18 protein-coding genes are annotated in these 20,498 nt (G+C 67.2%); 8 read left to right on the plus strand and 10 right to left on the minus strand.

Annotated features, from left to right (window positions below):
- Window positions 1-28: 28 nt before the first annotated feature.
- From AB0B64_RS01270 to AB0B64_RS01295, 6 genes are all read right to left on the minus strand, one after another.
- The gene (locus AB0B64_RS01270; RefSeq protein WP_358173667.1) at window positions 29-568 is read right to left on the minus strand and encodes a DUF1707 domain-containing protein; all 540 of its coding nucleotides are present in this window, start codon (window positions 566-568) and stop codon (window positions 29-31) included.
- Window positions 565-1,368: an ABC transporter permease gene (locus tag AB0B64_RS01275; RefSeq protein WP_357952277.1), complete on the minus strand. Its 804-nt coding sequence runs from the start codon at window positions 1,366-1,368 to the stop codon at window positions 565-567. The genes AB0B64_RS01270 and AB0B64_RS01275 overlap by 4 nt, the downstream gene beginning before the upstream one ends.
- Window positions 1,365-2,333 carry an ATP-binding cassette domain-containing protein gene (locus AB0B64_RS01280; RefSeq protein ID WP_357952276.1) on the minus strand — a complete coding sequence of 323 codons (969 nt, stop codon included), beginning with the start codon at window positions 2,331-2,333 and terminating at the stop codon, window positions 1,365-1,367. Before AB0B64_RS01280 ends, AB0B64_RS01275 begins: the two co-directional genes overlap by 4 nt.
- Before the next feature lie 39 nt (window positions 2,334-2,372).
- Window positions 2,373-3,278, minus strand: a complete 906-nt coding sequence (locus AB0B64_RS01285; RefSeq protein ID WP_357952275.1) for a DUF4097 family beta strand repeat-containing protein — start codon at window positions 3,276-3,278, stop codon at window positions 2,373-2,375.
- Between the two features lie 60 nt (window positions 3,279-3,338).
- The gene (locus AB0B64_RS01290) at window positions 3,339-3,845 is read right to left on the minus strand and encodes a hypothetical protein (protein WP_357952274.1); all 507 of its coding nucleotides are present in this window, start codon (window positions 3,843-3,845) and stop codon (window positions 3,339-3,341) included.
- Window positions 3,846-4,008: 163 nt separating this feature from the next.
- Complete coding sequence (locus AB0B64_RS01295) at window positions 4,009-5,208, minus strand: DUF1266 domain-containing protein (RefSeq protein ID WP_357952273.1); 1,200 nt, start codon at window positions 5,206-5,208, stop codon at window positions 4,009-4,011.
- A gap of 189 nt (window positions 5,209-5,397) precedes the next feature.
- On the opposite strand from AB0B64_RS01295, the gene AB0B64_RS01300 reads away from it, so the two are divergent.
- Entirely contained in the window at window positions 5,398-6,459 is a 1,062-nt protein-coding gene (locus AB0B64_RS01300) for a peptidase (protein WP_357952272.1), read from the plus strand.
- A 329-nt stretch (window positions 6,460-6,788) separates the two neighbouring features.
- On the opposite strand, the gene AB0B64_RS01305 is transcribed toward AB0B64_RS01300, so the two are convergent.
- The 3 genes from AB0B64_RS01305 to AB0B64_RS01315 all read right to left on the minus strand — a co-directional run bounded on the left by AB0B64_RS01305 (window position 6,789) and on the right by AB0B64_RS01315 (window position 10,082).
- Window positions 6,789-8,423 (minus strand): GMC oxidoreductase, encoded by a 1,635-nt coding sequence (locus AB0B64_RS01305; protein ID WP_358173670.1) that lies wholly within the window; start codon window positions 8,421-8,423, stop codon window positions 6,789-6,791.
- A 76-nt stretch (window positions 8,424-8,499) separates the two neighbouring features.
- A complete protein-coding gene (locus tag AB0B64_RS01310) occupies window positions 8,500-9,006 on the minus strand; it encodes a carboxymuconolactone decarboxylase family protein (RefSeq protein WP_357952270.1) in 507 nt (168 codons plus the stop codon).
- Window positions 9,003-10,082: a dihydrodipicolinate reductase gene (locus AB0B64_RS01315; protein WP_358173673.1), complete on the minus strand. Its 1,080-nt coding sequence runs from the start codon at window positions 10,080-10,082 to the stop codon at window positions 9,003-9,005. The genes AB0B64_RS01310 and AB0B64_RS01315 overlap by 4 nt, the downstream gene beginning before the upstream one ends.
- 655 nt (window positions 10,083-10,737) lie before the next feature.
- On the opposite strand from AB0B64_RS01315, the gene AB0B64_RS01320 reads away from it, so the two are divergent.
- On the plus strand, window positions 10,738-12,597 hold the full coding sequence (locus tag AB0B64_RS01320; RefSeq protein ID WP_358173675.1) for a DUF1996 domain-containing protein: 1,860 nt from the start codon (window positions 10,738-10,740) through the stop codon (window positions 12,595-12,597).
- A gap of 83 nt (window positions 12,598-12,680) precedes the next feature.
- Here the strand turns inward: AB0B64_RS01320 and AB0B64_RS01325 are convergent, their stop codons facing one another.
- Window positions 12,681-14,207, minus strand: coding sequence for a glycoside hydrolase family 71 protein (locus AB0B64_RS01325; protein ID WP_358173678.1), 1,527 nt, complete (start codon window positions 14,205-14,207; stop codon window positions 12,681-12,683).
- A 404-nt stretch (window positions 14,208-14,611) separates the two neighbouring features.
- On the opposite strand from AB0B64_RS01325, the gene AB0B64_RS01330 reads away from it, so the two are divergent.
- Genes AB0B64_RS01330 through AB0B64_RS01355 form a run of 6 tightly spaced genes read left to right on the plus strand, consistent with a single transcriptional unit; the run spans window position 14,612 to window position 20,480 of the window.
- Window positions 14,612-17,323, plus strand: a complete 2,712-nt coding sequence (locus AB0B64_RS01330; protein ID WP_357952266.1) for a tetratricopeptide repeat protein — start codon at window positions 14,612-14,614, stop codon at window positions 17,321-17,323.
- 1 nt (window position 17,324) lies between these two features.
- Window positions 17,325-17,576, plus strand: coding sequence for an SWIM zinc finger family protein (locus AB0B64_RS01335; RefSeq protein ID WP_357952265.1), 252 nt, complete (start codon window positions 17,325-17,327; stop codon window positions 17,574-17,576).
- Window positions 17,577-17,580: 4 nt separating this feature from the next.
- Window positions 17,581-18,195 carry a hypothetical protein gene (locus tag AB0B64_RS01340; RefSeq protein WP_357952264.1) on the plus strand — a complete coding sequence of 205 codons (615 nt, stop codon included), beginning with the start codon at window positions 17,581-17,583 and terminating at the stop codon, window positions 18,193-18,195.
- On the plus strand, window positions 18,192-19,097 hold the full coding sequence (locus AB0B64_RS01345) for a hypothetical protein (RefSeq protein ID WP_357952263.1): 906 nt from the start codon (window positions 18,192-18,194) through the stop codon (window positions 19,095-19,097). Before AB0B64_RS01340 ends, AB0B64_RS01345 begins: the two co-directional genes overlap by 4 nt.
- The gene (locus AB0B64_RS01350; RefSeq protein WP_357952262.1) at window positions 19,094-19,885 is read left to right on the plus strand and encodes a caspase family protein; all 792 of its coding nucleotides are present in this window, start codon (window positions 19,094-19,096) and stop codon (window positions 19,883-19,885) included. The genes AB0B64_RS01345 and AB0B64_RS01350 overlap by 4 nt, the downstream gene beginning before the upstream one ends.
- Entirely contained in the window at window positions 19,878-20,480 is a 603-nt protein-coding gene (locus AB0B64_RS01355; RefSeq protein WP_357952261.1) for a nucleoside-triphosphatase, read from the plus strand. Before AB0B64_RS01350 ends, AB0B64_RS01355 begins: the two co-directional genes overlap by 8 nt.
- Window positions 20,481-20,498: the final 18 nt, after the last annotated feature.

Here is a 20,498-nt window from a genome sequence, read left to right on the forward strand (position 1 = left end):
GCGGCTCTTCCAGGTCCGTCGGACTCGCCTATCTGACCAGGCCGCGCGGGTGGCGGACCCGCAGGTGGCCGTAGGCGAGCTCCCCGGCGATCTGGACGTGCAGCCGTCCCGGACGGGGACGACCGGGCGCCTTGCAGATAACCCGCCCCCACTCGGTCCGCGCCTGGTCGACGTTCGCCGTCGCGCCGGCCGGCAGGATGATCACCGCGGAGCCGTACGCGAGCCGGAGCTCGATCCCGATCTCGGGATGGTCGATGACGGCCCCCGACAGATCGAGGTGCACACCGCCGTACTCGGACTCGACCCGCAGCACGCGCGGGACCTGCCAGTCGCCCGACCGTCTGACGCGCCCGCCGGTGGACCTCAGCAGGACCACCTCCTCCTCGGGAGGGTCGGGCAGGTCCGCGACAGCCCGCGCCAGATCGCCCTGGGTCACGGCGGTGAGAGCCCGTTCGACCCGCTCCTCCATCTCGGCGAAGCCGAGGCGGCCGTCGGCGTACGCCTGCTGGACGCGCTGAACGATCCGGTCGCGCTCGAAGTCGTCGTACCGTCCCGCGGGGAGGTTCATTGGGAGACCGCTCTCTTGTACAGGCGCGTGGCCAGCGGGACGAACACCGCCAGGATCAGCACGCACCAGCCCACCGACACCGCCACCGCGTGCTGGAGCGGCCACGCGTCGGGCACCGGCCTGAGGGCGGTGGTGTTGCCGAACAGTTCGCGCGCCGCCTGGACGAACGTGGAGACCGGGTTCCATTCGGCGACGGGCTTGAGCGGGCCGGGCAGCCGGGAGCTGTCGACGAAGACGTTGGACAGGAAGACCAGCGGGAACGACACGAGGGTGGCGATGTTGTTGAACACCTCCGGCGTACGCAGGGCCAGCGCGATCGTCGCCGTCACCCACGAGAAGGCGTAGGCGAAGAACAGCAGCAGCAGGAACCCCGCGAGAGCCTCGAGCGGCGAGGAGTGCACGCGCCAGCCGACCAGAAGTCCCACCAGCGCCATCGTGGCGATGCTCGTGATGTTCATGAGCATGTCGCAGAGCGTCTGCCCGACCAGCACCGCCGACGGCGCCATCGGCAGCGTGCGGAACCGGTCGAAGATGCCCTTCTGCAGGTCCTGGGTGAGCGTGTAGCCGGTGATCTGCGCGCTGGTGACGATCGTCTGGACGAAGATCCCCGGGAGCAGATACTCCGGGTACGAGATGCCGGGCAGGTCGATCATGCTGCCGAACACGTACACGAACAGCAGCACGAACACGACCGGGAGGATGATCACGCCGCCCAGCAGGTCGGGAGCTCGTCTGATCTTGAGCGCGTTGCGCTTGCTGATCGTCATGCCGTCGGCGACCGCCATCTGAAGGGGGCTCATCGGACCGTCTCCTTGGTGTCGTCGATGGCGGCCTGGTGGCCGGTGAGGCTGAGGAAGACCTCGTCCAGGGTCGGCCGCCGCAGCCCGGCGTCGCGTACGGTGACGCGCTCGGCGGCCAGGTGCCCCAGGGCGGTGGTGAGAGAGGCGGCGCCGCCCGCCACGGGGATGGTGATGCTCAGGGAGGTGGGGTCGGTCCGGACGTCGGCGACGGCCAGCGGCGTCAGGACCCGGCGCACGGTCTCCAAATCGGCGGCGTGGCTCACCGTCAGCTCGATCCGGTCGCCGCCGACCTGGTCCTTCAGCTGGTCGGCGGTGCCGAGCGCGATCACCCGCCCGTGGTCGACCACCGCGATCCGGTCGGCGAGCCGGTCGGCCTCCTCCAGGTATTGGGTGGTGAGCAGTACGGTCGTGCCGCCCGCGACCAGCTCGGAGATGACCTCCCACAGGCCCACTCTGGCGCGGGGGTCCAGGCCGGTCGTGGGCTCGTCCAGGAACAGCACCGGCGGATCGGCCACCAGCGCGCCGGCCAGGTCGAGCCGGCGCCGCATGCCGCCGGAGTAGCCCTGCACCGGGCGGTCGCCGGCGTCGGTCAGGTCGAAGCGCTCCAGCAGTTCGCGGGCGCGTTGCTTGCTGCGCTTGGTGCCCAGGTGGTAGAGGCGGCCGACCATCTCCAGGTTCTCGGCGCCGGTGAGGTGCTCGTCGACCGCCGCGTACTGGCCGGACGCCCCGATGCGGGAGCGCAGGCGCTGGGCGTCGGCGACGACGTCGAGACCGGCTACGGTGGCGTGTCCGGCGTCCGGCCGCAGCAGGGTGGTCAGGATCCGCACGGTCGTCGTCTTGCCGGCGCCGTTGGGGCCGAGTAATCCGAAGACCGTGCCTTCTGGAACCGACAGGTCGATGCCGTCCAGGGCGGTGACGGTGCCGTATTTCTTGACCAGACCCTCGGCCACGATCGCGGGGGGCATGAGATCTCCTTCGGTGTTTTGTGGCATGAACTTTTTGTGTCATGAACGACGGATCGCGATGTCGCCGTAGGCGGTGTGGGCGCGTACCTCGACGATCTTGTCGGCCTGTGCCGGACCGTCGCAGGCGTCCAGGTCGACGTCGACGGTGCCGTACTGGGAGCTCACATCCAGCCAGGCGGCGCTGCCCTCCCGGATGCCGAGTTCGAGCCGGCCGCCGGCGGTCTCCAGGACGACCGCGCCGGACACCACCTCGCCGATCCGGACATTGCCGTAGGCGGTCTTGGCGGCGACGCCGGCCAGGGCGTGGTCGACGATGATGTCGCCGTAGGCGGTGTTCAGGCGCAGCTCGCCGGTCACCGCGCCGAGGACGAGGTCACCGTTGGAGGTCTTGACCACCGCCGTGCCGTCGATCTCGCCGACCCGGATGGTGCCGTTGGCGCTGGAGATGTCGGCGTGCCCGACCGACCGGGTCACCGAGATGTCGCCGGAGCCGGTCTTCAGCTGCAGCCGGCCCGCCCGCTCCAGCCTGATGTCGCCGTAGGAGGCGGTGAACTTCACGTCGCCGAGTCGGCCTCTGCAGCGGAAGTCCGCCGTCCCGTTCGCGTCGACGCGCGAGCCGGCCGGCAGGTCGATCGTCACGTCGACGGAACCGTCCCATCCGAGCAGCGAACGGGCCCAGTTCTTGGGCGACTCGACCAGCATGTCGATCGAGCCGCTCCACCCGGACAGCGACGCGGCCCGGGGCTTACCCACTTTCACCAGGAGCCTGCCGCCGGCGTACTCGATCTGGGCCTGCTCGGCGGCCTGCCGGTCGGCGTCGTTGGACGCGTCCCTCGGGCGCACGTCGACGACGGTGTCGGTGCGATCGCTCGCGTTGATCCGGACGTTGGCGGTCGCCAGATCGATGATGGCCACGATGGGCTCGGGGGTGTCGAACGTTGGCATGGCGTTTCCCTCATGGATTCAGCGGTGTTCCGCTAGCGGAACGCGTGGTCGTGGGCCCGGCTAGCGCACCCAGCCGGTGTGGCTCCGAACGGTCTGGGCGCCCCGGTGCCGGCTCCCGTCGCGTTCGAGCGCGGCGGAGACCGCGCGGACCAGCCAGGTGTTGACCGAGAGGCCGTCTCCGGCGGCCGCCTCCTCGATGCGCGGCTTGAGGTGGTCGGGGACGCGGAGCGAGATCCGCGAGGTCCCGCCCTCGTCCGCTCGGACACCTGGATCGGCCGCCCTGACCGGCCCGGTCTCGCCCGCCTCCCCGAACGACTGGCCGACGGGCGGTGACGTCACGATGAAGCCGGGCTCGCGGCCACGCAGGCGGACCTCCACCGAGCCCGGCGCGAGATCGCGGGTGATCTCGTCCGCGGCGGCGGAGAGCGCCTCCAGCAGGGCGAGCCGAGTGGCCGGCTCAAGCGCCGCGGCGAGACGCTCGGCGGTCGCGCGGGCGTCGTCGTCGCCCGCTTGGGCGGTGGCCGCGAGTTCGCGGCGGAGGTGATCTACGTACGGCGCGAGGTCCATGACGCAACTATGACGTCACAATGGCGTCATTGCAAGTGCCTTGCTTGGCCTGCTGTGATGTCATGGAGGCGTCAAAACGCCGAGCGCCGACCGGACGGGCTCTGCGGCCGTCCGCTCGGCGCTCGGTGACCAGCGGCTTTTTTGGGGGGGTGTCAGGTCGCCTTCATCGTCTGAAGGGGATGTTGAGCCAGGGGCTGTTCGGGTCGGTCGTCAGGATTCGGTGGGCGTTGAGCATTTCCCCGTACCAGTCGCCGAACTCCTCCTCGTCGAAGTGGAGGCAGCGGCCCAGGATGTAGGCGGCGGAGAACTCTTCCCAGGAGCGGTAGTTGATCCGGCTGACCGCGCCCGCGCGCAGGACCGCCGTTTCGGCCTCCGCCAGGTCGCAGTAGCGGGCGCCGAGCCCCCAGCGGGCCATCTTCGACGCCCGCCCGTAGTCCCACGCCTCCACGGTGCGTACGAACCCGCCCTCGGGAAGCAGCCCGTCCGCCCGGAATCGCGCCTCGTAGCGGATGATCCGTCCGATGAGCCGCTGCGCTCCGGCGACCTCGGCCTCCGTCTCGGAGTCAGGGGTGGTCGCGTTCTCCGCGGCGCGGTGCCGGATGACCCGTGACGTCACCTGACGCCAGTGATCCACCTCGACCGCGCCACCGAAGTCACGGGCGAGGGTGCCGCGTATCCCCAGCACGAATCCCCAGACCGAGCTGCTCATCCGGCCCTTGAGCAGCTCCTCCTGGGCATGCTGCCACCCTTCCCGGCTGGTGATCTCCCACCACTCCTCCAGGCGCCTCCGCTCACGGACGTAGCCGGTGCCGTGCCAGCCCATCGCGTTCCAGAGCGAGGCGTTGTTCACGCAGAGCAGCGCCCCGCAGGCCAGGCCGTGAGCGACGTTGCCGTGCAGCGGGCCCCCGACCCACAGTGTGCGCAGTTGATTGCGGCGCGTGCTGGATATCCGGTCGGCATGCCAGCGCCACGTCTGCCGATGGGCGGCCGTCGCGGGGAAGAACGCCTCACACGGGGTGCCCGGATTGATGGCCAGCCACTCGTCGTCCTGGGGCCAGTCCCGGACCAGCTGTCCCAGGTCGACCTCGAAGAAGACCGGGTCGGGCGCGGGCGCCGGAAGCATCCCCTCGGTGACGAACGCGAGACTCAGGGGGCTTCCCGGCTGAGGGCCCCAGTATGCGGCGTTGTAGTGAAGCCAGCCCGGCTTGGCGTCGGCCTGAGCGCGCGACATCGCGTGATACAGGTCTGTACCGGCGAGGACGTCGAAGTACGCGGCCCAGTCGCCGCGCGTCTTGGCCGCGTACAGGTCACGTTCGACGTCGGTGGGCGCCAGCCATACGGCCTCGGGGGCGGCGGGATTCATGGCATCACATTGTGAAGCACGGCGTCAGGAGGGCTTGATCCGGCTCCTTCGCGGCCTGCCCGAAATAACCCGCAGTATCGCCGCACAATCGCCCCGTAATGCTGCCATACCCGAATGAGCATGACTTGAGGAAGATGGCGGCTGCCATACGTACCTCCTGACGGCAGATTCCGGTTTCGGGAGGTATGTATGCACCGCAGAGTCGCCCTGCTCTCCGCCGTCGCGCTCACCGTGGCAGGCGCCCTGGTCCCAGCGGGCGCCGCCCAGGCCACGAGCGGGACCGGCCTCGACCCCAGGCCCGTCAGGTGGTCCGCCACGGACTCCTCGGCGGAACGCAGGAACGTCCTGCAGTACTGGACGCAGCAGCGCACACTGGCGGCGCGGCCACTGGATACGCCCACGCCGCGACGTGGTAATCGGTCGAGCGGGCCGACCCAGGGAACCCCGTGGGCGACCCGCGGCGCCTCGGCCACCATCACCCAGCGCCCGTGGACCAGCGGCGGCGCGACGCGCGTCCAGACCGCCTCGGCCTCCACCGCCCAGCAGGGAGCCCGGGTGCCCAACAGCCCCGGCCTCCGGTGGACGGACGGCGGCGCCGTCGTACGTACGACCGGACGCGTCTTCTTCACCACCGCCGAAGGCGGCAACGCCTCCTGCTCCGGTACGGCGGTGACCAGCGCCAACGAGAGCGTCGTGATGACCGCCGGGCACTGCGTGAAGATCGACGGTGCGGCCCACCGCAACTGGGTGTTCATCCCGGGCTTCGACAACGGGCGGCGGCCGTTCGGCACGTGGGTGGCCACCAGGATGCTGACCACGCAGCAGTGGAACGCCAACGAGGACATCAACTTCGACATCGCGGCGGTCGTGGTCGCGCCACTGCAGGGACGGACGTTGACCGACGTCGTGGGCGGGCAGGGGGTGGCGTTCAACCAGCCGAGGCAGCGGCAGATGTTCTCCTTCGGCTACCCGGCGGCGCCGCCGTTCGACGGCTCCAGGCTCATCTACTGCAGTGGGCGCGCGTTCAACGACACCGTCATGACCCGGGACCAGGGGCTGCGCTGCAACATGACCGGCGGGGCGAGCGGCGGCCCGTGGTTCCAGGGGTTCAACGAGTCCACCGGGCTCGGCTGGCTGAACTCCGTCAACAGCTTCAAGTACAACTTCGCCCCGGACTTCATGTTCGGCCCCTTCTTCGGGAACGAGGCGATGGCCGTCTACCAGGCCGCGCAGAACACCAACGCGACCTGACGCCCCAGCCCTGCCGTCGCCTGTACATCACCAGACGGCGGGGTGGGGGGTCGGCATGCGGTCCGGGCCCGTGCGCGGGCCGCGTCGTCGTCAATCTGTCCGTAGTGCCGCCCGCAGCAGGTTGTTGACGGCCCGCTCCCTGGACAGCAGGGCCTGGCACTGCCCGTCCCTCGTCACGGCCAGGTAGGCGTCGGCCGTGGAGAGGATCCGGTCCGTGTACGACTCGGCGTCGTCGAGGTCGCGAGGGCCAGCGTGGGAAGGGGCCGCGGCGGGCAGACCGCAGCCCCTTCCAGAGCGACCGATCGACCGACCGCCCGCTCACTCACTCGCTACAGGTCAGTGGCGATGATCTTCTCGATGTTCCGTTCCGCGAGCGCCGTGATGGTGACGAACGGGTTGACGCTGGTGTTGCCGGGGATCAGCGAGCCGTCGATGACGTACAGGCCCGGATACCCGGCCAGTCGTCCGTAGTTGTCGGTGGCCTTGTTCAGGACCGCGCCCCCGAGCGGGTGGTACGTGAGGTGGTCGCCCCACACCTTGTAGACGCCGAAGAGGTCGGTCCGGTAGATCGTCCCCTCCTTGTTGTTGATCTTGTCGAAGATCGACTTGGCCATGTCGATGGCCGGCTGCTTCCAGGCGGTCTGCCAGTTCAGATCGACCTGGCCGGTCGCGGCGTTCCAGGAGAAGCGGGCGCGGTTCGGGTTCTTGGTGATCGACAGGTAGAACGAGGCGAAGGTCTCGATTCCGGTGGGCAGCGGCGCGACCTCGGCGAACGCGCCACCGGCCGCCCAGTTGTCGATGCCGGCGCAGGGGATGGTCGACTGGGAGGCGCCGGTCGGGTCCCACAGGTGGTTGGCGCGGCCGCACATGACGTTGCCGTTGTCGCCCCAGCCGTTGCCGACCTCGCTGTTGAGGTTGGGCAGCGCGCCGGTGGCCTTCAGCTTGACCAGCAGCTTGCTGGTGCCGACGCTGCCGGCGGCGAAGAACACCCGGTCCGCGGTCACGGTCTTGGTGGCCGTGGTGTCACCGGTGGTGTTGATCTGCTGGATGACGACCGTGTAGCCGCCGCCGGCCGCCGGGGCGACCGAGGCGACCTTGTGCAGCGGCGAGATGGTGACCCGGCCCGTGGCCTTGGCCTGGGCGAGATAGGTCTTCTGGAGTGACTTCTTGCCGTAGTTGTTGCCATAGAGGATCTCGCCGGCCAGGGCGGACTTGGTGGCGGTTCCGGCTGCTTCCTGCTCCATGTAGTTCCAGTCGTACACGTCGGGTACGAAGACGAACGGGAAGCCGGACCGCTGGGCGTGCTTACGGCCGACGCGGGCGAACTGGTACCAGTCGGTGGAGTCGAACCAGGCGGAACGGATGGTGCCCACCCCGAGACCGGCGTTGGCCCGCGGGTAGTAGGTGTTGTACATCTCGTCGGCGTTGACCGACGGGAGGATGGCGGCGAAGTTCTCCCGCTTGGGGGTGACCGCCATGCCGCCGTTGACCAGCGAGCCGCCGCCGACGCCGCGACCCTGGTAGACGGTGATGCCGCTGAAGTCCTCGGCGTCCAGGACCCCGGTGTAGCGGGAGATGTCCCGGTCGATCGGGAAGCCGAGGAAGTAGTTGAGTGGCGCCTTGGTCCTGGTACGTAACCAGTAGGAGCGGTTGTCCGGAGCGAGCGTGCTGCAGAAGATCTTGCCGTCGGAGCCGGGGGTGTCCCAGGCCATACCCATCTCGATCATGTGTACGTCGACACCCGCCTGGGCGAGACGCAGTGCCGCCACGGAGCCGCCATACCCGGTGCCGATCACCAGGGCCTGGACATGGGCCCCGTTGCCGATCGGACCGGCCGCCGCCGGAGCCGCGGCCTGGGCCGCGGTGGGGTGGGCCGCGAGGGCCAGGGCGCCCACGCTTCCGGCGATGAATCCACGACGCGAGACACCTCTGGAACCGGCCTCGCCCGGGGTGTTGTCACTCATCCGATGGTCCTTACTCTCGGTGGGATGAGAACAGGTTCTTGCTGCAGCTCGCGCCTGGAGAAAGCCTGGAGAAGATCTAGCGTGTCCGCCGGGAAGCGGGTGAACGGCCGCTGGGCAGCCGGCACACGGTGTCGAGGCCCAGTACGTGGTTGAGCCGCCCGAAGGCCAGCCAGGACCCGATGCTCATGCTCAGCTCGACGATCTCGAGCTGGCTGTAGTGCGCGGTCATCCGGGTCCAGAACTCGTCGTCGAGGCCGTGGTGGTCAAGGGCGTAGCGTTCGGCGTATTCGGCGGCGAGCCGGGTGCGGTCGTCGAAGGCGTCGGTGGTGCGCCACTGGGTCACCGCGTCGGCGAACTCCTCCTCGACCTTCTGCCCGTCCCGCTCGGTACGCCAGTCCAGGCAGAAGGCGCACCCGTTGATCTGCGCGATCCGCAGCCGTGCCGCCTCGAACTCGCGGAGCCCGAGGGTCGTGTGGGCGTACACCGACAGGGAGAAGTGCGAGGCGGCGGTCCCGATGCCGGGCACCATCTCACCCCAGACGTACTCGATCGCGTCCTTTCCCTCGGGGATGTCGAGGTTCATGGCTGTTTCCTCCCGAGTTTGCCGATCGCGGGGCGCAGTGGGACGTCGAGCGCGTCGTAGAGCCCGGGTTCGGCCGCCACGAGCCAGTCGATGGCGCTCACCAGCCGGCCGACCGCGGTGGCGTTCCCGCCCGCTGCCCGGTTGCCGCCCTCGTCGGTGGCCTCGATCGTGACCTCGATGCGCGGGCGGCCCTCGATGATCACCCGGTGCGCCGCGTGGCCGTCGGGCGGCGTCGGCCAGTCCGGCGCGCAGGACGGATGGATGCGGGTGACGTGCTCGATGACGATGCGGGGCTCGCCCTCGACGATGCCCTGCACCTCGAAGCGCACCGCGCCCTGGGTGCCGGCGTCGAACTCGCCCATCGTCTCCGTACGTACCGTGGCGTCGAGCGGGCGCCGGTCGCGGCTTTCGCGGATCTCGTCGAGTTCGACGCCGAGGGCTCTGGCCATCAGCCGTACCTGGCCGCCCCACACCATGGTCGGGACCGTCGGCGCGATCATCGGCGGCTCGTAGTCCATCGGCTGGCCCATGCCGACCAAGTACCGGACCGAGTCGGGCTGGTCGTAGGTGGAGTAGTCGAAGATCTCTTGGCAGCGGATCACGTCCACGGTGCCGCCGAGTCCGCTGATCAACAGGGGCAGCACGTCGTTGCCCCAGCCCGGGTCGATGCCGGAGACGAACAGCGAGCCACCGCCGTCCGCGATGGCCGCCAGCACCGGCTCCCGCAGCTCCGGCGGGGCGTTGCGCTGGTCATAGAGCGCGTACAACGAGGGGGTGACGACCACGGCACCGGCCCGGATCGCCCTGATGATGTCGGCCAGCGCCTCGTCGGGGCGGATGTCGCCGGACGCCGCGTAGACGACGGCGTGGGGACCGGCGGCCAGCACCGCGTCGACGTCGTCGGTCGCCGCGACTCCCAGATCATGGTCGAGCCGGGCGAGCGCGCCCGCGTCGCGGCCGACCTTGCCGGGATCGTGGACGAGTACGGCCGCGAGTGTCAGTGCCGGATGAGCCTCGACGGCACGGATGGCCGCACGGCCGACATTGCCGGTGCCCCAGACGATCGTGGACAGCATGAGCGGAGCGTAGCAAGCGCTTGGTTAGGTGCATAGAGCCATCGCGACACCGACCGCGCCCGGCGCCGCCCGGACCCCCTACATAGAAATAAAGCTGTCATCGGCCGGAATTCGCATGGTCCGGACCGGCGAGGGATCCACCGATAACACGTGGGATAGCGCCAGAGCGCTGTTCAGCGACTGCCCTGAAGAGATATCCCGCTGAACGATTTAAAGGGCACATACCCAGGCAGAACGCGTCACCGCGTCAGCTCGAAGGAGAATGCGAATTTGCCACCGCTTTTCCCTTGACGACGTGTGACGAGGTGGATGGTCATCGCCATTTCTTGCCGCGACTCTCGTGCCGCTCACGCCACCTATGACCCCAACTGCCGCGGCCCTGTACGTGAACGCCGACGACGGCACAGCCTTCGCCATCAAGCCCGAATCACCGCTCTGACCTGCGACTTCTCCATCCGGGTGAACCATGCCGCCGATGCCCCCGTATCTGATGAAAAGCGGGCTTTCCCGCCCACGTCATCAATCCGGGAGGAGTTCCCGTATGGCGAATGCCTCGGGGAGCAAGCCATTCAGGCCATGGCTGGGAGTCGTTTCCCTAGTCGGAGGTGTCGCCCTCGTTCTGGCGGGTGGCCCGTTATCCGGGCAGTCGCGGAACATGGTGAACCTGTCCGCCAGCGCGGACACGATCACCTGCCCGAACGTCGCCGACAAACTGCCGGACATTCCCGCCCAGGCCCAAGCCGAAGTGGACCGCAACCTCAAACTCCTGCAAACACAGATCAACGAAGCCAACAACCGACTCATCACCTCAGCAGGGGAAGGCGGCCCCAACTTCGTACAGAACGCCATCCTCGGCCCCCTGGCCGACAAACGAACAGCCACCATCAACCGCATCGCCACAGCCATCGGACGAGTCGCCGACCGCCCCACCGGGCTGGACGGCCTGGCCACCTGCAAGCTCGGCAACGGCGGCGGCGCGACCGCCCCCGCCACCCAGGACCCTGACGCCTCAGAGCCCCCCACGTCGCCGCCGTCCGACGACGCGACCACACCGCCGTCCGACAATGCGACCACACCCCCCGCCACCGGCGGGAACAAGATCACCTGCCCGGACGTAGCGGGCAAACTTCCCGACATTCCCGCCCAGGCCCAAGCCGAAGTGGACCGCAACCTCAAACTCCTGCAAACACAGATCAACGAAGCCAACAACCGACTCATCACCTCAGCAGGGGAAGGCGGCCCCAACTTCGTACAGAACGCCATCCTCGGCCCCCTGGCCGACAAGCGAACAGCCACCATCAACCGCATCGCCACAGCCATCGGACGAGTCGCCGACCGCCCCACCGGGCTGGACGGCCTGGCCAAGTGCACGCTCGGCAACGGCGGCGCAGCGACCTCGAAGCCGAGCGCGAGCGCGAGCGCGAAGGCGGCGTCCGGGCCGACGGCCGACGACTTCGTCGACATCCAGTCGGTCGACCCCGTGCAGCAGCTGCAGAGGACCGCTTCCAGCGGCACCTTCGTCTCCAGGTGTGGCACGCCCCAGGAGGGTCACGCCAACAGCGACAACGTCATCACCGCTCCAGGTGTGGCCAAGGGTGGCCAGCAGCAGAACGACTACGTGGGCAATGTGTCCACGGACGCCTTCTCCACGAACGAGAGCCTGGCCGCTTCGGACACCACCTGCCGCATCCGCGCCGACAGGTCGACGTACTTCTGGCCGGTCCTGCGGGTAGGCGGCGCGGACGGCAACGCCGTGCGGCCGTCTCTGGTGCAGTTGCAGTTCCGTGGCAACGCCATGTCGAAGGTCACGGCCGCGCCTCAGTTCCTCAGGCTGATCACCGGCGACGCGCAGGCGGTGAGCGGCGGCAGGCCCAGTGACACGGCCAGTGACGCGCCCAGCGACACTGCCAGTGACGTACCCACTGACCTGCCCACCGATGTGCCCACCGACCTGCCCACTGATGTGCCTACCGACCTGCCCAGCGACACGGCCAGTGACGTGCCGAGCGACCCGCCCACTGACACTGCCAGTGCCAAGGCCACTGACACGGCCAGTGCCAAGGCCAGTGACACCGCCACTGACGCACCCAGTGACGCGCCTAGTGACGCGGCCAATGCCAGGCCCACGTGGAGCTGCACCGGCTTCGCCAACAGGCTGACCGACAAGTATCCGATCTGCCCGTCCGGCAGCAACCTCATGCGTGTCTTCGACATGCCCAGCTGCTGGGACGGCCAGAACCTCGACAGCGCGGACCACCGTACCCACGTCGTCTTCCCCGACGAGAACGGAGCCTGCCCGGCCGACACCCAGGCGGTGCCACAGTTGCGCGTCACGCTCGTCTACGACGACGTGCCCAACACCCAGCCCGACGGTACGAACGTCCCCTTCATGGTGGACAGCGCCCCCAGCGAAGGGAACAGCCCGAACACCGACCACGCGGGTGCCATCGCGGTGATGTCGAAGCAGCTCATGAACAACGTCGTCCGATGCATCAACAGCGGCAGGAGGTGCTGACAACCGGAAGGAACCGCTGACAGCCGGAAGGAGGAACGCGCGAAAGGGCCACCCGAGAACCCCCTCGGGTGGCCCTTTCGCGATCAGCGGCCGCTGCTGACCGCGTGGTACTGCAGGTCCTGCACCACGGGGGCGGCCACCACGGTCCAGGGGGAGGTGACGGTGGCCGTCGTCGCCCCGGAACGGACCACGGAGACCTTGTTGGTGCCGTTGGCCAGCGGATAGAGCTGGGCCTGCACACCCGCCTTGCCCTGGTAGGTCTTGGCCGTGCCGCCGATGGTGGCGTTCACGGTCGCGGCGCCGGTGAGGAACGACAGGATCTCGACGCTGTCCCTGGGCGTGCTGGTGCCTGAGCGGGGCGCCATCAGCTTCGTCTGGCCGCCCGTGGGCTTGGCGGCGGCGAGCTGGGTGCGGTGTGTCAGGTACACCGTGTCCCTGACGATCGCGGGGGCCGTACCGGTCTTCAGCCAGGTCAGGTAGTACGACGAGATGTCCAGATAGGACGAGTCGTTGTGCGGGGACGGGGTGAACTGGGTGCCTTCGGAGAAGTCGTTCCAGGTGGTGAGCTGGACCCAGTCCGCGCCGTTGCCAATGGAGCCCTCCCACGTGGTCCGGAGGTTCTGGGTGTTCAGAGCCTCGTCGTAGATGCTCTGGTTCGGGCGCTCGTCCTGGACGGAGACCGGCTGCATCCAGATCTTGCCGAGGTCGTGCGCCTTCTTGATGTTGCTCGCGATGCCCGACTGCCCGGCGGGGCTGCGGTTGCCCCAGTTGGAGAAGCCGTAGCTGATGGGGGCGAAGGCCGCGGCATTGGCGGAGAAGTTCAGGAACGTCGGTACGAGGGCGATCTTGATGCCGTACTTGGTGTTCATGATGTCGATGAGATCCGCCCACCAGGCCGCGGTCTTGGCCTCGGCCTTGAACGGCGACACGACGACGCGCCCGTCCGCCAGGCGATAGATCGACTTCGACGCGGCCAGTTCGGCGAGGGAGGCGGCGAGCGTCGCGGCGTCGGCCGACAATGACGTCATGTCGGGCATCGGGACGATCGTGAAGCCGGTGTCGACCGTCTCGGCCGCCTTCACGAGCAGCTTGAGCCGGGTCCAGTTGGCGCTGGACAGCGAGAGCATGTCGACGGTGAAGCCGTCGATGCCCGCCGCGGCGGCTGTCTTGACCTCGCTCTCCATGTCCTGGAGCTGGTAGTCGCCGGAGCGCACGGCGCGCGGCCGCGGGCGGTCGCGCAGCAGCCCGCCGTAGGCCGCGTGCTTGCCGCTCTCGCCGGCCGGGTTGAGGTAGTTCTTGGTGTAGTAGTCGACGCTGCTCTCCTTGTTGTCCAAGGAGACGGGGTACGGCGTGAAGTAGTGCGCGAACACCTTCTTGGCGGAGGCCCGCAGCCTGGCCTTCGCCGGCAGATCGAACGGCAGGGGTCCGGTGGCCGCGGACGTGCCGGTCGCAGTGGCAGCGCCGGTCACGGCCCTGGCTGCGGTCGTCCCGGTCACGGCCCCGGCGGTGGCGGGCGTCATGGCCCTGGCGGCGGTGGCACCCGACATGGCCAGGAGCAGGACGCCGACCGATAAGGCGACTCCTCTTCCCAACCTGACCTGCGAAATCATGCTCGTTACCCTCGACTGTCTCTCGGCTGTTCCACGAAGGATGAACTGCTTGGACCAAGCGGTCGAAGGTCATCCTGGCAGGCGGGAGCACAAAGAAAGCACAAGCTCAGAAGCGGGCCGACGTCGGCAGGACCGGCGCCGCCTACGGGTCCCTCGACGCGAGACCGGTCAGCATGACCAACCATAAATACATTTAAGAGCGACACATGGCTGCTTTTGATCAACAAAAACGCGCCGATCCGCGATGTGCACAAAGCGGGCACAGCGCGATGAAGCACACATCCTTCGCGTTCAACGGAGCACGGTGTCCATCAAAAGATTCCCGGTGTTCTGATCGAAGTTTCCGTCTAGACTAAGCGAGCAGCTGCATAATTTAGGGCTTCCCCTCATGCCGGGAGGCGAGCGTGACGACGCCCGTAACATTGATCGAGGCCCTGGCGGCGAGCACTGCACCGATACGACTGCTCCTGGTCACGCCGTCGCCTATCAACGACCCTGGGCGGCTTCACCCGGAAACCGAGCTTGCGCACGTCACTGCCGCCGTGGAGGAAGCGGGGGCGGAAGTGGACATCCTCCGCCTAATGCCGCCGACCATCGGCCGCCTTAGGCGCGCGCTGGCCAGCGATAAGTTCGACATTGTTCACGTGGCCGCTCATAGTGGCGGCGGAATCGAGTTCGAAGACGATGACGGCACGGCGATCTTGGTGGGCGAAGACGAGTTCGCCGACGCGTTTCCCAACCGTCAGCAGTGTCTGCTCGTCCTGAACGGCTGCTCGACCGAGAGCCTCGCCGACCGGCTCGCGCTGGCCAATCGCAACCTGACCACCATCTCCGTGGCCGGCAGCATCAGCAGGCGTGACGCCCTGCGCGCCATCGAGGAAATCTACGGACTCCTTTTCACCAGGACTCCGCTCAGCCAGGTGGTCAACAGCGCCTCGCAAGCCGTGCTTCGCCGCATTCCGCTGAGAAATACGGCGGATCCCATTCGAGTCCGCGGGCCACGGGAAAGCGCTCCCGCTTTCGACGCCATGCCGACCAGCGGACGTCCCACCTATTTCGCCTGCAATCCGCCGGCGAACGTGCCGACGCAGCACCGCGCGGTCGTCGATCGAGCCGACGAACTGCTCGCCCTCTATCACCGGCTCTTCGACGAAGACAGAGGAAGCCCTTACATCGGCCTTGTCGGAATCACCGGAAACGGAAAGACGACCATAGTACAGACAATGGCCAATCGCTATGGCTGGCGATTTCGTGGCGGCATCGGTTACTTCTCGCTACGGGGCAGCTTCGCGGCATCCGATCTCGCCGAGGTATTGGGCTGGCCGAAAGGGGAAGGCACCATGCGGCCCGAAGAAGTCGCCATGCGACTCTCGCGCGGCCGCTTCCTCCTCATCTTCGATGACATCGATGAGGCGCCCGAATCCGTCCTCGCCGAGGTCATAGCGCTGCTGAGCTCATGGGACACCAGCCTCGGCGGACGTGCCGTGCTCATTTCCTACTCCTATCGCGCCGAGCTGCAGAGCATCATCGGTGCGAATTGGATCACCGTGACCGGATTGCCGCAGGACGCGTCCCGCGAACTCATGGTCGCCTGTCTGGGCGGAACCGAGAGGGCGAGGAGGCTGGTGGGCGCGGATGAGCACGTTGCCGAAGCCTCTCGGCTGTGTTTCGGGCATCCGAAGACCATCGAGTACACAGCGTCTCTCCTGCAGCTCGGACAACGCTGGACGGAGATGCGGGGCGATCTCCTGAGGCTGAGCGGCGGCGGGCCGCTCGCGGTCAACAGCGAGATGCTCGGCAGGGTGATCACTCTTCTGGAGGAGCGCACTCCCGCGGTGCGCGACCTCCTCGACGCTTGGGCCGTCTTCGAGGACGGAGCCGAAGAATCAGCATGGCGGCATGTGGCGATGGGCGGCCGTGAGCTCACCCCCACCACGAGATCCCGGCTCGACGCGGCGCTCAACGAGCTTCATGGCGCCGCGTTGATCGACCGCCACGACCAGCCGGGCGGCGGCACGCGCTGCGTCATGCATTCGCTCCTCGTCGCCCATCTGCGACGCCGGCACGCGGGGCTTTCCCAAGAGAAGATGAGTGACCTCATAAGATCGCAACTCGCCCAACAGCTGGAATTGGCGAACGAGGGCAACTATCCCGCCGACGAGTCGGGCAACATCCGCAGAGCGCTGCGCGTCGCCGAAGATCTGGGGCTCTGGCAAGACATCCTGAGCTACTGCGAAACGGTGGTGGGCCACCGGGACCTCCCGTTGATCCGCAGAGGGCCTTGGCCCTTGGCTCTCGACCTGCTTGACGCCGCCATCCGGTCCGCGTCCCGGTTCGGTGATCACATGCGTCAGGCGGCCTTCCTCATCGTCCGTGGGCTGGTGGAATATCGGCTTGCCGCTTTCACGAACGCGGAAGACGCGTACACGCAGGCCGCGTTGCTGGCGAAGGAGGCGGACGCCCACGGTCTCAGGCTGCAGGCACTGCGCGGGGTAGGCCAAGTGCATTATCGGATGGGCGATTTCGATCAGGCGGAGACCGTCTATCGGGATGCGCGCCGGCTGGCCGACGACGAAGAGGCGATCTCTGACATCGATCACCAAATCGCCAAGATCCTTTATCGCAAAGACCGGCTGGATGAGGCGCGGGAGCTGTTCACCCGCGTATACGAAAACCGACTCCGCGCCGGTCATGACGGAGCCCTGGCCAAAACCATCCATGAGCGGGCGCGAATAGAACACGCCGCGCACCGGACCGACTCCGCCCGGACTCTGTACGAGGAGGCGCTGCACTTGGAGCAGTTGGCCGGAGATCCGGTGATGGAGCAGGCGACGCTGTTCCAAATGGCCAAACTCGCTCTCGAGACCGGCCGGACGGCCGACGCGGAAAGGCTGTTCACCGAGAGCCGGCAGATCTCCGAGACACTCGGTGATCAGGTGTGGCTGGTACACGCTCAGTTCGGCCAAGCGCTCCTCGACTGGGCCAACAGCGCTCGTGAAAGCGCCCGACACAAAGCGCGGGGCGCTCTGACGGAGAGCCGTGTCCTGCGGATCGGACTTACCACGGAGATCCAGAATTGGCTGGAAACCCATGAAGAAACGGAAAACAATGCCTGATATGACAGCGGCGGTCGCCGCCAAGTGGCAGAAGGCGGAGCGTTACGCCCGGGAGCAGGACAGGTTCTGCCTTGACTCGCTACAGGTCACCATGCGATCCGAACACGATGAGCGGCATATCAGCTTCGAGGCCGGCTCCTGGTCGTGCACGTGCGACTTCTTCGCGGTGCACGCCACCTGCAGCCATGTCATGGCCCTGAGTTTGATATTGCGGAAACAGGCCGGTCTACAACTGCCCGACAATCTGGAGTAGCGGCATGCCAAGAGCGATCGTCAGACTCGCTGAGCGCCCGCTGGCGACCAAATTCGGCAGCTGGCGGGAGATTCTCTACTACGACGGGGTCGCGGAGAGCGTCGCCCTGGTCCACGGCGAGGTGAGCGGCCAGGAGGAAGTGCCGTGCCGGGTCCACTCGGCCTGCATTTCCGCCCACGTGTTCAACAGCATCGAATGCGACTGCCGCGAGCAGATGGCCACCTCGCAGGCGACGATCCAGGAGCACGGGAAGGGGGTCGTGATCTGGCTCGATCAGGAGGGACGAGCCAATGGGCATTTCGCGCTGATGCTGGCCACTCAACTGTCCGCCGAGGAGGGCATCCCGCAAACCGAGGCGTACCGGAGGTTGGGCTACGGCGACGATCAGCGGCACTACGAGCAGGCGACCGCCATTCTGTACGACCTGCGGGTGACGTCCATTCGCCTGCTGACCAATAGTCCGGCCAAAGCCGGTGCCATTGCTGGAGACGGGATAAAAGTAGCGAATCTGCTGCCGGTGGCGGTCGACCTGGCACGCCATCCACAGCTACGTGATTACTACCGGGACAAGCTCAATCACGGCCACATCCTCGACATGCCCACGGGAACAGAGCGGTGAACGACCCGCCTCGGGTGCTCGTCATGGGCGACCTGTGTCTGGATACCGTCGTGGAGACCTGGCTGCCGAAAACCTGGTCCCGCGTCGCCGCCTCTGGCGAACTGTTGGCGCGTGGCCCCATAGCCGACCAGGTAGGTGGCACGGCTTACCAATTCGCCAGACGGGCCGTACAGTTCGGGCTCTCACCTACGGTCGTCGGCTCAGTAGGCGAGGATGCCGCCGGCGAGATCATCGGCGATGCGCTGGCCGCGGCGCCGTTCGAGTGCCGGGTCCAGCGCAGTACCACGGCTCCCACGGCTCGTACCCTCGTGGCCTACGACGCGTCCGGTGCGCGCCACATGTTCACGTCCTCGGTAAGTGCCAATGACGCCTTGTCGAGCGACTTCGTGCGCGCCGGCGAATCCGGGCCATGGGATCTCATCTGGATCTCGGGGCTTTGTCTTCGTTCCCGCTCCGTACCACGGTTCGCGGCGGTCGTCGGGGCTGTCGCCGAGGCCAGGCGAAGTGGCGCCCTCGTGGTGCTCGATGTGGTGCCGCACGACTTCTATCGGCTCTTCGACGCGCTGACCGAGGTCGCGGAGATTCTGGGCGGCCTGGACGGAGTGGTCACCGAAGCCAACACCGCGCGACGCATGCTGGGGCTGGGGCATCAGGGCGAGAATCAGTCAGTGACGATGCTGTCCGACACGGCCGACGCGCTGCTGAAAGTGACGTCCTTGGCTGTCGTTCGCCTCCGTGACGGCTCGAAGTATCACCAGCTGGCGGTCTCCCGCTCCAAGCTCCACGCTGCTTACTCATATCCCGTCCCCGATGGGGCTGCGCTCCTGGGCTACGGCGACTTGCTGGCGGCGGAGGCTCTGCGTGACTACCTCGAACACCGCTCGGCAGGGGGTCACGAATGACCCGGCTTCATGCGGTGCTCATCGGCGTGAACAAGTATGCCGATATAACGATCCCCGACCTGTCATACGCACGAGCGGATGCGCTCGCCTTTGCCGAATTGTTCGGGCAGGCGTTATACGCGTCCAGCGTGCAGGTGCATCCACTCGTGGACGGTCAGGCAACCCGATCGGGCATCATCGACCTTATCGGGGTACGACTGGCACAGATCGTCGACCGCCGTGACGCGGTGCTGATCTTCTTCGCCGGGCATGGCTCCCCCGAAATTCATCCCGGGGTCGATAAAGTGTCACGCTTCTTGGTCTGCCATGACACCCAGCGGCATGCGTTGCTTTCGAGCGCCATCGAGGTGCATACAGATCTGGCCCGGTTGGCCAGCCGGCTCAATGCGCGCCTCGTGGTCTTCATCCTCGATGCCTGTTTTTCCGGCTACTCCGATGGGCGTGGGATAACCGGGCCGCTGCTGGCGGAGCAGCGCCGAACTCACAGACCGCGGATCCGGCTGGAAAACCTGCCGCTCGGCTCAGGCACGATCTTCCTGTCGGCCTGTGCCGACGACGAAGTCGCGCGGGAAGACGGCACCCTCGGACATGGCGTGTTCTCCTACTACCTGCTCGAACAGCTACGCAGTCCGGGGGCGACGAACGTCATCGGTCTGGCCAGTCTGTACGACCTGGTTTTCCATCAAGTGCGTGACTATAGCAATGGCCGCCAGAACCCGGTTCTCTGGGGCGACCTCAAGGGCGCCGGTTTGCCGCGGCTACTCATTCCGGGGAGCGATCATGGGTAGGGCACTGCTCTTTACTGGCGTCAAAAAGGTCGGCAAGACGACGGCCCTGAGAAACGTCGTGACCAGACTGGCCCCCAAGAGCGTCGTCGGATTCTTCGCCACCGAGCGGCGAATAGACGGTAAGCGCGTGGGCTTCGAGATCGAGATGCTGGACGGCCGGTCAGGCCGGCTCGCGTCCATTGATTCGGACAGTGATATGCGCGTGGGGCGACTGCTCAGCCATGGACGGCTCAAGTATGGCGTGGACCTCGAATTCCTGGACGGCGTCGCCGTGCCCGCCCTGCGTGCCTCCCTGTCGAACAATCCAGGGGGAATCGTGCTGGTGGACGAGATCGGCCCCATGCAACTGTACTCGGCGGCGTTTCGGCAGGTCGTACTCGATATGCTCGAAAGCCCGTGCCTCATCCTGGGCACGGTGATGTCCCCCGCAGAGCCGTGGGTCGATGTCCTGAAGGAACATGAAGCGGTGGAGACATTCCACCTCACGCCGCAGAACAGAGACACCGTGACAGAGATGATGTGTCTCTATCTGGAGAAGCGGGTCCTGACCATGAGCGCTTCGTACGGCATGCCCCCACCACCGTCGGCGGCCTGACCGCGCGTCGAGCTGCTC

The organism is Nonomuraea sp. NPDC049129, assembly GCF_040648495.1.
Lineage (GTDB): Bacteria > Actinomycetota > Actinomycetes > Streptosporangiales > Streptosporangiaceae > Nonomuraea.

What these genes read in the sequence shown, in the direction of transcription:
- AB0B64_RS01355 (WP_357952261.1), top strand. Translation starts at nt 19,878, where the DNA reads ATGGGTAGGGCACTGCTCTTTACTGGCGTCAAAAAGGTCGGCAAGACG.
- AB0B64_RS01310 (WP_357952270.1), bottom strand. Translation starts at nt 9,006, where the DNA reads ATGAACCTCGACATCCCCGAGGGAAAGGACGCGATCGAGTACGTCTGG.
- AB0B64_RS01280 (WP_357952276.1), bottom strand. Translation starts at nt 2,333, where the DNA reads ATGCCCCCCGCGATCGTGGCCGAGGGTCTGGTCAAGAAATACGGCACC.
- AB0B64_RS01290 (WP_357952274.1), bottom strand. Translation starts at nt 3,845, where the DNA reads ATGGACCTCGCGCCGTACGTAGATCACCTCCGCCGCGAACTCGCGGCC.
- AB0B64_RS01300 (WP_357952272.1), top strand. Translation starts at nt 5,398, where the DNA reads ATGCACCGCAGAGTCGCCCTGCTCTCCGCCGTCGCGCTCACCGTGGCA.
- AB0B64_RS01335 (WP_357952265.1), top strand. Translation starts at nt 17,325, where the DNA reads ATGACAGCGGCGGTCGCCGCCAAGTGGCAGAAGGCGGAGCGTTACGCC.
- AB0B64_RS01340 (WP_357952264.1), top strand. Translation starts at nt 17,581, where the DNA reads ATGCCAAGAGCGATCGTCAGACTCGCTGAGCGCCCGCTGGCGACCAAA.
- AB0B64_RS01325 (WP_358173678.1), bottom strand. Translation starts at nt 14,207, where the DNA reads ATGATTTCGCAGGTCAGGTTGGGAAGAGGAGTCGCCTTATCGGTCGGC.
- AB0B64_RS01315 (WP_358173673.1), bottom strand. Translation starts at nt 10,082, where the DNA reads ATGCTGTCCACGATCGTCTGGGGCACCGGCAATGTCGGCCGTGCGGCC.
- AB0B64_RS01270 (WP_358173667.1), bottom strand. Translation starts at nt 568, where the DNA reads ATGAACCTCCCCGCGGGACGGTACGACGACTTCGAGCGCGACCGGATC.
- AB0B64_RS01320 (WP_358173675.1), top strand. Translation starts at nt 10,738, where the DNA reads ATGGTGAACCTGTCCGCCAGCGCGGACACGATCACCTGCCCGAACGTC.
- AB0B64_RS01350 (WP_357952262.1), top strand. Translation starts at nt 19,094, where the DNA reads ATGACCCGGCTTCATGCGGTGCTCATCGGCGTGAACAAGTATGCCGAT.
- AB0B64_RS01295 (WP_357952273.1), bottom strand. Translation starts at nt 5,208, where the DNA reads ATGAATCCCGCCGCCCCCGAGGCCGTATGGCTGGCGCCCACCGACGTC.
- AB0B64_RS01275 (WP_357952277.1), bottom strand. Translation starts at nt 1,368, where the DNA reads ATGAGCCCCCTTCAGATGGCGGTCGCCGACGGCATGACGATCAGCAAG.
- AB0B64_RS01285 (WP_357952275.1), bottom strand. Translation starts at nt 3,278, where the DNA reads ATGCCAACGTTCGACACCCCCGAGCCCATCGTGGCCATCATCGATCTG.
- AB0B64_RS01305 (WP_358173670.1), bottom strand. Translation starts at nt 8,423, where the DNA reads ATGAGTGACAACACCCCGGGCGAGGCCGGTTCCAGAGGTGTCTCGCGT.